The organism is Microbulbifer agarilyticus S89 (genome assembly GCF_000220505.1).
Taxonomy (GTDB): Bacteria; Pseudomonadota; Gammaproteobacteria; order Pseudomonadales; family Cellvibrionaceae; genus Microbulbifer; species Microbulbifer agarilyticus_B.
The window spans coordinates 173,065-184,617 of the sequence record NZ_AFPJ01000009.1 but is presented as its reverse complement, the minus strand read 5'-3'; the positions used below and the strand labels follow the sequence as shown (position 1 = coordinate 184,617).

Sequence of the window (11,553 nt, the reverse complement as noted above, 5' to 3'; positions counted from 1 at the left end):
GTCAGGCTGTCTGTCCGTTCTCGTGCGCTGGCCCCATCTATCGGTAGTAGTGATAGATGACGATTTCCCATGCCGTGTACATTGTGATTACCTTACCGCAGCATATAGGTTTTCCGGAAGGCGTGATAAAAGAAAATAAACAGGGATTGCAGGGCGTCATGTGTCGAACTTTTTCTGGTGTGCTGCTTTGGATCGTGATGGGGGCGTGCGCGCCGGGCGTAGAGGCAATTACCGAGCGCAAGGTTAATTCGCCGACCCAACATTGGGTTTGGCGAACGCTGGATCCACTCTGGTCGGAAACTCAGCGCAACTCTGGGGAAGGAAGTGTGATGCTGGTGCTGTTTCCGGGTTACTCGGTAAAGCGCGAGTGGGCCGAGCAATGGGCCTCGGAGTTGCTCCGACAACCGGTGGCGAGCGCGGTCGATCTGGCATGGATATTTGCTGGGCCACGAAGTGTTTTCTATCAGCAACGGGAGTTGCCCATCGTCGCCAGTATCGATCGGCTGCGGAAAGATCAGTCTATTCGGCGTGTTGTACTGGTTGCGCACTCTAGCGGCAGTTTTCCGGCTCATCAGTGGCTAAACCTGGTGGCGGACGATAAGCGCCTGCGTGCACGGCTATCGAATGCCGTTACCTACATAAACCTCGATGGCGGCTCTGGCGAAGGGTTGGAGGGAGACGATTTGGCGCTGGGTCAGTCCGCATTGGAGCTTATCGCCCGTGGCCGGGCGGTGGCGGCCCACGACAGGGTCACCGGGAGTCGCTCGTCTAATCATGCTGATATGTTGGCAACGGAGGCGCGATACCCTGAGAGGATTCAATATGTTGCGTTAGACGTGGATTCTGGCTGTGCCGAGGGCGCCGGTTGGTGCCTGCACGATGCGCTGATCATTCAGCGGCCATACAACACGCACACATTTGATTTACGACGTGATTATACCGACTTTACCAGAGACCGACCGGTGAATACTGGTTGGTGGCCGGCGGCGACTGATGGGCGTTAACGGCGTTGATGGCGTTTGCAAAACGATTAATCGATGGCACTAGGGGCAAAAAGTGAGTATTTCATTGAGGACAGTAAAAACTGCATATACGCGCACCGGGCGATTCGCGCTTATGTCAATGGCGTTGGCGGGAGTTCTTCTTGGCGGTTGTGGCAAGGAAGAGCAAGTAACGGATGTTGCAGGGAGTGAGCGTGTGGTCGAAATGGAAATCTACCAAGAGTATAAAACCCCTGGGTTGGATCAGCCTGTGATCCGCCAGTCTGACATACTGCCGCTGATAGAAGGGCTTCGTGAGCATCCGCTACTGACCGTAAAGCAGATCGGCGAATCCTACGAGAAACGTCCGTTGTACAGTATTGCCCTCGGCGAGGGCGAGACGCGGGTGATGTTGTGGTCGCAGATGCATGGTGACGAACCAACAGCAACGCCCGCGCTGTTTGATCTGCTGAATTACATCACCGCGCCAGAGCAGGCTGCATGGCGGGATCAGTGGATGGGTGAACTTAGTCTGCTGATTGTGCCTATGCTTAACCCTGATGGTGCCGAGCGAAATACGCGGCACAATGCGCAGAGCTTTGATATCAACCGCGATGCCAAGGCGCTGCAGTCGCCAGAGGGGCGGGTTCTGATGCAGCTGGCAAAAGAGTTTAAGCCACAGTTTGGCTTTAACCTGCACGACCAAGGCAGTTACTACGGGGTGGGCGATAGCGGTGAGGCGGCGACGATTTCGGTATTGGCGCCTGCCTTTAATGTAGAGCGCGACATCAATACCAGTCGTGGAAACGCCATGCAGCTGATCAGCGTCATGGTTGAAAAAATCCAGCCAGTGATTGGTGCCAATATCGGCCGCTATGACGACACCTATGCCTGGCGAGCCTTTGGCGACACCTTTTCCGAAATGGGCATTAGCACTATCTTGATTGAATCCGGTGCGCATCCGAATGATCCCAATCGACAGGTTGCCCGGCACATGAATTTTGAGATGCTGGTGACTGCGATCGACAGCATTGCGTCGGGATCTTATTTGTCCACCTCGCGCGCGACCTATGAGGCTATTCCACTGAATGAGGATGATGCACTGGTCGATCTTAAAATTCGCAATGTAGGTGCTGGGCAAGGTGATCTGGCGTATCGCACGGATCTGGCAATCCGTAAGCGTTACGGACAAACTTCGGTTGCGGATGTGGGTGATCTCTCAAATTTGGCCGGATTCCTCGATTACGATGCGGGCGGTGCTCGGTACCAGATGCCCAAGGCATTTTTACTGGACGGGGATGCGCCTCTTGAGCTGACGGACGAGCGCTATCTGGCGTTGCTCCAGGACGGAGTAGCCTACTTCGAAGGGGACGAGGCATTGTTGGTCAAAGAGACCCAACTGCCCGTAGTGTTAAACCCCCAGCGGTTGCAGGGTGAACTGCCCGCTAGACGGCGCAATGCGACCTTTCTGCTTTCCGACGTCAATGGCGTGAAGGCGGCCATTCTGGATGGCGAGCTGGTAGACGTAAGGGGGTTGCAGGGCGCGCAATAGAAATTGCGCGTATATCAGTTGGCTGGCAGTTGCCAGCCAAACTGATCGATGAGCGACATAAAGCATCCCCGAGGTTTGGCGACCAACTCTAGTCTCTCCTCAGTCACCGGATGTCGTATCGATAGCCGATAAGCGTGCAGCAACAACCGTGCGCAATGCAGCTGCTCGGCAAAAAACCGATTGTGCGTGGATTTGCCGTATTTCGGGCAGCCAATCAATGGGTGGGATAGGTGTTTGAAATGCCGACGGATCTGATGGCGGCGCCCAGTCTGCAATTCAATCTGCACCAGAGAGTAGCGACTATTGGGGTAGCGATCTACCGCAACCGGCAGCTCTACCGTGTCCAGGCGCCGGAAGTGGGTGATGGCTTCCTGTCGAGGCAACTCGCTCTTCGGCCGTTTGCGCTGATGTTTAAAGTCGGCAACTGGAGGGAGCGGGTGGTCGATAACCCCTTGTTCGGGGCAAAAACCCCGGCACACCGCAATGTATTGCTTCACAGATGAGTCACAGTCTAGCTGCGCTTGCAGCCTTGCCGCGCTATCCCCGCTTTTGCCGAATACGATGACCCCGGAGGTAGGTTTGTCCAGCCGGTGCACCGGGTAGAGGTGTTGTCCTACCAGATCGCGAAGGTATTGCAGCAGGATGCGATCTTCGTGCTTGTCGATAGACGAACGATGCACCAGCCATCCCTCGGGTTTGTAGGCGGCGATCAGGTGGTCGTCCTCAAATATCAGTTCGGGGGTCATCACCAGGATTCCAGCGGTTCCACGTACACCCAGCGCTTCTTGTGTAGCTTAAACAGCGATATTTCGTGCAGGGCACATTCCTTGTCGCCGTCTTGATACCAGGCCTTAAATTCGACGATCGATCGTTTCAGTCCCTTTTTCGCCTTAATAACGTCCAACCTGAGCCACTTGGTGTGTAAATCCTGCTCGCTGAGTTCCGGGCAGGTGTCTGGGTGCCAGCTTTTTTTCAGATACGGCAGGTTACCGGTCACATAAGCGCAGTAACGGCTGCGCATCAGGGACTCAGCGGTGTTTGGGTAGGTTTTCCCGGATAGGTACAGGTCGCAACACTGGGTGAAGGACTTGCCGGAACCACAGGGGCACGCTGGCTCTGTCTGGTGAGTAGGTGTGTTCATGGTGTATTGATATCCGGGTGAATGCGCATCATAGCAGGCGTTGCGCCGACCCTTCAGTCAGTCGTGCGCGAATTGGGCGATGCGGAGTGTATGCGCGTGGCATCGCAATGAAAACCCCGCCAGAGCTGCTACGCTTAAGAGCAGTTACCCGCGAAAGCGTGGGTGAGTCTATCGATTCTGTTGTCGTTTTGGTGCACGGCCGAGAGGTTTGCCTATGGGTCACCGCTATAAGTTGTCCGCGAGTAGTTTGGCAGTATCGTGTGCGTTGTTTATAGGGCTGCCCTCACTTCCGGCGAGTGCAGACGATGACAAGGAAGCGGTTGGCCAGGGGCAGCCGGGAGGAGGGCAGAGCCCGTATTTGAGTTTCTGTCAGGAACGCTTCTATGAGGAAGATGATGGCATTATCCGCTGTAACTGGGCTGTCAATTTCAATTTAGCCTGCTTTGTTTCCTATCCTTCCAATGTGGTCGTGCAGGCCGGGTCACTCATCTCCAAACCGGAGATTATCGGTGAATGCGATAACGGCGAGAAAATCATAAAAATTGTCCACTATTAGCGTGCACCGGTGCCTTCTCATCATCACCGAAGAGGGCAGCAATGCGTTGTTCCAGCTGCTCGTAGGTAAACGGCTTCTTGATGCAGTCTAGAATGCCGTCTGCCAGCAGTTCCTGTACCTTGCTTTCCACGCTGTAACCGGTGGAAAGGATTGCCTTGATCGCCGGATTGATCTGCTTGAGTTCAGCGAACAGTTGTTGCCCGTCCATATCCGGCATAATCATATCCAGCAGCACCAGGTCGACGGCTGCGAAATTGCACTGGTAGTACTCGATAGCTTCCGGCGCGGAGGCGAACGTCGTTACTTGGTGGCCATGCATTTCAAACAGGGTCTTCGAGTAATTGCGCACGATCGCTTCATCATCCACCAAAACAATATGAATCGCGGTGTCACAGGGTACCGGTTTCTTTTTGCCTTTATGGCCAGTCTTGTGTGGAATAACCGGTAGGTAGAGGTCAAAACAGGTCCCTGCGCCCAGCGTCGAGCGGCAGCGAATCGCGCCTTTGTGCAGGTGAATTGCCCCGTATACCGCGGCGAGGCCAAGCCCGGCACCACGGCCGCTAGCCTTGGTAGTGAAGAAGGGTTCGAAGATCCGTTGGCGGGTCTCTTCCGTCATACCAGTTCCGGTGTCACTCACGTTAATGCGTAAGTACCGGCCTGGCTCTAGCTGGAAATCGGAGATAGATAGGGTGTTGTCCACCGTTATGTCGCTGGTGGAGAATACCAATTCACCACCAGAGGCCATCGCATCCTTGGCGTTGATACCCAGGTTGAGCAGGGCACTTTTGAGCTGCGCGGAGTCCCCTTTGATATGGGGTAACTTTGCACGCAGGTCCTGGCGGATGACGATCCTGCGGTCGATTGTGCGCTTCAGCATCGCACAGACATCGTGCACGATGTCGTGCGTGTTGCACTCATTGATGCGGTAGGAGCCTTTGCGGGCAAAGGTCAGCAGTTGTTCGGTGAGCTCTGCCGCGTGGTGGGCGGTGTTTAAGATCTGGTTGGCGTATTCAGAAACCTTGGCATCGTAGCTTGTCTGATGGATGACTTCCGCAAAGCCGGCGATTCCATGCACCATATTATTGAAGTCATGGGCAATTCCACCGGCTAACTCCCCGATGGCCTGCATCTTCTGTGCCTGGCGCAGCTCTTCTTCGAGCCTTCTCTGCCTGGTAATGTCACTCCCGATACTCAGTACCCCAACGGGTTCACCGGCTTCATCGGTCAGAAGCTTGTTGGTCCATGCAACCCAGACACGTGTTCCGTTTTTGGTGATGTTTTCGTTGACGTTATAGCGATGTTCGTCGGGATGGTGACAGATGTGATCGAGGAGGGGGCGGAGGTCGCGGCCCGTACTTTCATTTTCCGGGACGATGGTGCCGACGGCATGCTGGCCGAGGATTTCCTCTTCCGTGTAGCCGAAAAACTTTTGGGCAAACTCGTTAAAGAAGGTAATCAGACCGTTGCGATCGAGGCGGAGGATAATGGAGTTGGCGTGTTCGACCAGTTCCCGGTAGCGCTCTTCACTCTTGCGCAAGGCCTCATACATCGCCTGGGAAGACTGCGGTAATTCTCCACCGTTACTACTGGGGCCGTCCGGCCCGCTTTCTGTTGTTTTTTTATTTGTCATTGGCCCTTCCTGCGATGAGGGGCACCCCCTTATATCAGTGAAGTAAATTCCAACACGGCCTGTTGAAATTGTCTAGTAAACCGGCAATTTCGGGTAGCTGTGTAATCCCGTATTGCCGATAGCATAGTATTGGTGTTGAATCCGTGGGTATTGAGGCGGGTATTGAGAAAGGTTTCCTAATAGACATTGGGGGGATAGGAAGCGGAATGCGATTATTTTCAGAATCGATGAAAGGCTTGGAGCGATTGTGCGTGGCCGTGTGTGGAGGGCTGCTTGTTTCCACACTGGCTGCCTGTGGCGGTGAAGACAAAAAGGCCACGGATGGACCGGATTTCGCCCGTCAGGGTGACTTTCCCAGCACGTATACCCCACAAGAGAGTACGCCCGTATTGATTCGCGGCGCCACGGTGTTGACTGGAACCGGCGAAAAACTGCTCAACTCCGACGTGTTGCTTGAGGATGGCAAGATCGCGGAGGTTGGCAAAGACCTGAAGGTGCCGAAAAAGGGCCTGGTTGTTGAAGGTGCGGGCAAATGGGTGACACCGGGCATCATCGACGTGCATTCCCATCTGGGCAATTACCCGGTGCCGTCTATCGAGTCTTCCCAAGACGGCAACGAAATGACCGCACCGAATACCGCTCAGGTATGGACCGAGCACTCCGTTTGGACGCAGGATCCCCAATTTCCTCTGGCGCTCGCGGGCGGCGTAACTACCCTGCAGATTTTACCTGGGTCGGCGAACCTGTTTGGCGGCCGTGCAGTAACCCTGAAAAATGTCCCCGGCCGCAGCGTACAGGACATGAAGTTCCCGGGTGCTCCCTACGGTCTGAAAATGGCCTGTGGCGAAAACCCGAAACGTGTATACGGTGGCAAGGGCACCTTGCCTTCCACGCGTATGGGTAATGTTGCGGGATATCGCAAAGCGTGGACTGACGCTGCAGCGTATAAGGAGAAGTGGGAGAACTTCCATAAGAATGGCGGCGATGAACCCGAGCGTGACCTTCAGCTCGAAACCCTTGCTGGTGTTCTGAATGGCGACATTCTCGTGCACAACCACTGCTATCGCGGCGAAGAAATGGCCATCATGATGGATATCGCACGCGACTACGATTTTCAGATTTCTACGTTCCATCACGCGGTAGAAGCCTACAAGGTGGCCGATCTACTGGCTGAAAACAATGTGTGTGCCGCAATGTGGGCCGATTGGTGGGGCTTCAAGCACGAAGCCTTCGATATGACCGAGGCCAATATCGCAATCGTTGACCAGGCAAAGGCCTGCGCCATGATTCATTCGGATTCTGCTGTTGGCATCCAGCATCTCAACGAAGAAACGGCTAAAGCCATGGTTGCCGGCCAGCGTGCGGGTTTTCATATCGAACCTCGCCATGCGGTCGCGTGGATGACGAGCAACCCGGCAAAAGCACTGGGTATTGAGGACGTCACCGGCACCCTGGAAGAGGGCAAGATGGCAGATGTTGTGGTTTGGTCTGCTAATCCGTTTAGCGTCTACTCCAAGGCAGACAAGGTGTTTATCGATGGTGTACTGATGTACGACCGCACGGATCCCGCGCGCCAGCCGCACACGGACTTTGAACTGGGAATTCTGGATGCGGAAGGTGAGCGCCTACCGGAAGGAGGGCAGCAGTAATGGGTATCTCAATCAATGTGAAAACCAAGCTAAAAGCTTCTTTGTTCGGTCTGGTATGCCTGGTTGGTACAGCAAGTGCTGAAACCATTCTGATAAAAGATGCCCAGATCGTAACGCTCAGCGAGCAGGGGACCCTGGATAGTGGTGACCTGTTGGTGCGTGACGGGCAGATTGCTCAGATTGCCGAGGATTTGGGGGATATTCCCGCGGACCTGGTAATCGACGGTCGCGGTAAGGTAATCACGCCAGGACTGATTGCGCCGAGCAGCGAGCTCGGGCTGACGGAAATCGGCGCTGCGGCCTCCACCAACGATGGGGCGATCGAAGAGCAGTCTATCGGTGCCGGGTTTGACCCGGTGGTGGCGTTTAACCCGCATTCCACTCTGATTCCGTTCAACCGGGCTGGTGGCCTGACCCGCGCGGTTGTTCTGCCTTACAGCAGTGAAAAGGTGTTCGCAGGGCAGGGCTTTGCGATCAAGCTGACCGGCGATTTCGACAGCGTGACCAAGCCCAATTTGGTACAGCGCGCTTACTTTGGTGAATATGGTGCGGAGCTAGCCGGCGGTAGCCGTGCCATGGCGTATGCGCAAATCGCGAATGCGCTGGCGCAGGCGCAGGAGTATGCAGAGAACCGGGATCAGGTGCGTCGCGGCGAGTGGCGCGAGCTGGATTACTCGGTTGCCGATCTCGAGTCCCTGCAGCCACTGCTGCGCGGTGAGCAGCCGCTGATGATCAATGCCGACCGCGCAAGCGATATCCTGCATTTGCTCGCACTCGCAAACCAATACCAGCTCAAGTTGATTCTCGTGGGTGCCGCGGAAGGCTGGATGGTTGCAGAACAATTGTCCAAAGCGCGCGTGCCGGTTGTGGTCGATGTAATGGGGAACACCCCGGATGCCTTCGAGAAATTGGGGGCACGCATGGACAACGCGGCATTGCTGCATGACGCGGGCGTAACGGTTGCGATCAGCGGCCCGGGCTATGCCGGATCCCACAATAGCTACCTGTCGCGGCAGGCAGCCGGAAATGCGGTGGCTTACGGATTGCCGTTTGAGGAGGGTGTGCGCGCGATCACCGCCAATGTTGCGCAAACCTTTGGGATGGATGCCGGCGTGCTGGCACCCGGTAACACCGCGGAATTGGTGTTATGGAGCGGGGATCCGCTGGAGGTTACCTCGTTTGCAGAGCTGGTGATGATTGATGGCAAGCCGCAGTCTCTGGTCAATCGTTCAACCCGTTTGCGGGATCGATATTTAAGCCCCAAAGCGGGTACAGAACATGGGTACAAAAAATGATGAGTGTAGAAATCACGGCACTGTATAGCGGTCTTTGTGCGTTACTAGTGCTTGCGCTTGCGTTCAATGTGGTGAAGTTTCGCCGCGGCAACAAGGTCGGTATTGGTACCGGTGGCGACAAGCTGGGTAGGGTACTGATACGTACTCATGCGAACGCGATCGAATATATTCCGCTGGCGCTAATCCTGTTGCTGATAGCCGAAATCAACGGCCTCTCCGCAATCTGGCTGCATTGTTTAGGCGGTGTGCTGGTATTCGCGCGAATCCTTCATGCGATTGGCCTGGTTGGCGGTAAGGGTGGCTATCACAAGGGGCGTTTTTGGGGCACTCTGTTGACCTGGGTGGTGATCACCATTCTCGCGTTGGTCAACATCGTCTCGGTATTCTGAAAATCCACTTTCCTGTAGCGCTTTGCCGGGCGAAAAAAAGCCCGGCAAGCCGGGCATAGTACAGGGATGGAAACCAGAATATTGGTGTCCGGGGGGATTACTGGTTTACCGCCAGCGGGGTAACGTTTTCTTCGGCAGTTTCCGCTTCTTGCTGCTCGCTCACTTCTTCTGCGGCCAGCAGCTCTTCCGGCTTGCCCTTACAGGCTTTGGCCAGTACTTCACGGCGCTTCGCCAGCATCAGGCCGATTTCTTCACTGGCTTCTTCTGATACACCTTCTACATTGCGCTCGATCAAAGCGGTGATGTTGGCGGCAAGCTCCAGCATCTTGTCGTGTTCTTCGGCATCTTTTTTATTGTCGAACATGGCTCCGTCTCTATCACATTTCCAAACGGCTACTACCGCCATACTGGGCCTCCTAAGGTCTTGATATCGTGAGTATCGGTATCGTGAATTATGATTCTGTGTTGTTTCTGTATGGATGTACAGTATCTGTATGTATATTCAGTGTCAACCGCAAATCCCTACATGGCGCGTAAGTGTACGCGCAGTGACGCGTCCAGCAAACCGCTAGAATCCGCCACCTTGTTCTAACCACTGCTGCTCCGCGGGAGTACTTTCCCTGCCGAGCGCCAAGTTACGATGGGGGTAGCGGCCAAACTGCTCAATCACGTCCTGGTGTGCGCGGGCGAAGCGGTAGTAACTCTCCGCTGCCTGCGTATCCTCCGGTGATACACCGGGTTTATCTCTGGCAAAGTCCTGTCGCAGCCGCAGGAAGTAGGCGACCGACTGCCGCTGTATGTCTGATCGCTCCGAGTGCTCCAGTGGCATACCAAAGATTGCGCGCTGGTGCAGGCCCAGCTGTCCCTGCCAATCCACATCGGCCATAGACTGGCTGATCTTGAGCGCGCGCGGGTCCCCAGCGAATGCTTGTGCAGAGCCCCGGTAGATATTGCGCGGAAATTGATCACAAAGCAGTATCAGTCCCAGCTGCCCGTCCAGGGACGATTCCCAGTTACTCAATTTACCCTCGATTGCACGACCGATGGCAGACGAGAAGCGCAGCTCGATCTCGCGGTCGAAGTCGTCACTGCGCTGGAACCAGCGGCTGCGGACCTCTTTGCTCGGCATGGCACCCAGATCGGTGCTGCCAAACCAGAACTGCAGGACGTCTGAGGGGGTGTTCTCACTCTGGTGCATTCGTTGCTCCCGTTGCTCGGTTAAATTTTTTTGACAGCTTGCATCCAAACCCGGCGGTGCCCACGTCCTTTAGGGGCAAGGTGATACCAGCGGCGCGATGTTGAGCCCCTGATACCCGTTGCCCAAAAAAGGTACAATCCCACGCCATTGACGGTTGTTGATGATAGCGTGTCACTTCCGGACCGTCGCCAGTGAGGGTCGAGTAAGGGAAGACTTGTTTTGCCTCAGATCAGTAAGAGCGAGATAACACCAATGAGAGCGAATGAAATGAAGAAACGCAGCCGAATGAATGCCTGGCTGCTGGCGCTGACAGCCACGCTGGGAATGAGTATTTCCGGCAGCCTGCTGGCCCAGGAAGAGGGCGCTGCGCCCCCCGCGCCGCCGGTGCCCGAGGCGCCCGCGGTGGAACCGGTGGAGCCGGTTGAGAAGAAGGTCACCAAGCAGGTACGCATCCTGCGCCAGGAAGACGGTAGCCTGCGCATTCACACCCGGGACGAAAACGGTGAGAGTGGCAGCGTCGAAATAGACCTCGGGGAAGCCTTCGGCGGCGAGGTCACCCAGCGTATTTATCGCCAGCTGGAAGAAAAGGGCATTCTGGATGAGAAGGGCCTGGTCGTGGAGCAGGCGCTGGATTCGGTGCCACGCAATGTCGAAATCGGTATCAAGGCCGACCTGGAGCAGGCAGAGCGTATCCGCGAGCGGGCGGAGCGGGCGCGAGAGCGTGCCGAGCGTATTCATGAGCGCGTCTATGAGGCGCATGAGGAGTCGCGCCATGGGCACCGCTCCAGTGGCCCGGATATGGAGTGGCTGATCCCGGTAGTCGCGATCCTGGCTGTTTTCGGCACGCCGATCCTGATTGTCTGGCTGGTTACCCGCAACAGCTACCGCAAGAAGCAGCTGGTGATGGAAAACATCAACCGGATGGTCTCTGAAGGTCGCGACATTCCGCCAGAGCTGCTGGATGCGCTGGACCGTGAAGGTGCCAGTGCCAACAACAAAGACCGAGGAATTACCCTGATAGCGGTGGGTGCGGCAGTGTTTATCTTCCTGTCTGCCTCTGCTGGCGTCGGTGTGGGTAGCCTCGGATTGATCCCTCTCTTTATTGGGGTCGCCCGCTACATCAACTGGAAGCACGATCACCAGCAAGCGGGTTAAGGATAACC

The 11,553-nt window shown here is 55.7% G+C and carries 12 protein-coding genes; 7 read left to right on the top strand and 5 right to left on the bottom strand.

The window, feature by feature from the left end; translation table 11 throughout:
* Positions 1 to 56: 56 nt before the first annotated feature.
* Positions 57 to 1,004, top strand: a complete 948-nt coding sequence (locus AS89_RS0103345) for a hypothetical protein (RefSeq protein ID WP_010130918.1) — start codon at positions 57 to 59, stop codon at positions 1,002 to 1,004.
* A 112-nt stretch (positions 1,005 to 1,116) separates the two neighbouring features.
* Entirely contained in the window at positions 1,117 to 2,532 is a 1,416-nt protein-coding gene (locus AS89_RS16790) for a M14 family metallopeptidase (RefSeq protein WP_081475660.1), read from the top strand.
* Positions 2,533 to 2,546: 14 nt separating this feature from the next.
* On the opposite strand, the gene AS89_RS0103335 is transcribed toward AS89_RS16790, so the two are convergent.
* On the bottom strand, positions 2,547 to 3,278 hold the full coding sequence (locus tag AS89_RS0103335) for a pseudouridine synthase (RefSeq protein ID WP_010130915.1): 732 nt from the start codon (positions 3,276 to 3,278) through the stop codon (positions 2,547 to 2,549).
* Positions 3,278 to 3,673, bottom strand: coding sequence for a YchJ family protein (locus AS89_RS0103330; protein ID WP_010130914.1), 396 nt, complete (start codon positions 3,671 to 3,673; stop codon positions 3,278 to 3,280). The genes AS89_RS0103335 and AS89_RS0103330 overlap by 1 nt, the downstream gene beginning before the upstream one ends.
* Before the next feature lie 214 nt (positions 3,674 to 3,887).
* On the opposite strand from AS89_RS0103330, the gene AS89_RS18590 reads away from it, so the two are divergent.
* Positions 3,888 to 4,229: a hypothetical protein gene (locus AS89_RS18590; RefSeq protein ID WP_138976360.1), complete on the top strand. Its 342-nt coding sequence runs from the start codon at positions 3,888 to 3,890 to the stop codon at positions 4,227 to 4,229.
* Here the strand turns inward: AS89_RS18590 and AS89_RS0103320 are convergent.
* Positions 4,207 to 5,859 carry a hybrid sensor histidine kinase/response regulator gene (locus AS89_RS0103320; RefSeq protein WP_010130912.1) on the bottom strand — a complete coding sequence of 551 codons (1,653 nt, stop codon included), beginning with the start codon at positions 5,857 to 5,859 and terminating at the stop codon, positions 4,207 to 4,209. The two genes, AS89_RS18590 and AS89_RS0103320, sit on opposite strands and share 23 nt — an antisense overlap.
* 206 nt (positions 5,860 to 6,065) lie before the next feature.
* Here AS89_RS0103320 and AS89_RS0103315 point away from each other — a divergent pair, with 206 nt between their 5' ends.
* The 3 genes from AS89_RS0103315 to AS89_RS0103305 are packed head-to-tail and all read left to right on the top strand — an operon-like array spanning position 6,066 to position 9,192.
* The gene (locus tag AS89_RS0103315; RefSeq protein WP_237709621.1) at positions 6,066 to 7,508 is read left to right on the top strand and encodes an amidohydrolase; all 1,443 of its coding nucleotides are present in this window, start codon (positions 6,066 to 6,068) and stop codon (positions 7,506 to 7,508) included.
* Positions 7,508 to 8,803: an amidohydrolase family protein gene (locus tag AS89_RS0103310; protein ID WP_010130910.1), complete on the top strand. Its 1,296-nt coding sequence runs from the start codon at positions 7,508 to 7,510 to the stop codon at positions 8,801 to 8,803. The genes AS89_RS0103315 and AS89_RS0103310 overlap by 1 nt, the downstream gene beginning before the upstream one ends.
* Entirely contained in the window at positions 8,800 to 9,192 is a 393-nt protein-coding gene (locus tag AS89_RS0103305; RefSeq protein WP_237709620.1) for an MAPEG family protein, read from the top strand. The genes AS89_RS0103310 and AS89_RS0103305 overlap by 4 nt, the downstream gene beginning before the upstream one ends.
* Positions 9,193 to 9,289: 97 nt before the next feature.
* Here the strand turns inward: AS89_RS0103305 and AS89_RS0103300 are convergent, their stop codons facing one another.
* Complete coding sequence (locus AS89_RS0103300) at positions 9,290 to 9,598, bottom strand: YebG family protein (protein ID WP_029249748.1); 309 nt, start codon at positions 9,596 to 9,598, stop codon at positions 9,290 to 9,292.
* Positions 9,599 to 9,760: 162 nt separating this feature from the next.
* Positions 9,761 to 10,390, bottom strand: coding sequence for a DUF924 family protein (locus AS89_RS0103295; RefSeq protein ID WP_010130907.1), 630 nt, complete (start codon positions 10,388 to 10,390; stop codon positions 9,761 to 9,763).
* A gap of 267 nt (positions 10,391 to 10,657) precedes the next feature.
* On the opposite strand from AS89_RS0103295, the gene AS89_RS0103290 reads away from it, so the two are divergent.
* Complete coding sequence (locus AS89_RS0103290) at positions 10,658 to 11,545, top strand: DUF6249 domain-containing protein (RefSeq protein WP_138976359.1); 888 nt, start codon at positions 10,658 to 10,660, stop codon at positions 11,543 to 11,545.
* Positions 11,546 to 11,553: the final 8 nt, after the last annotated feature.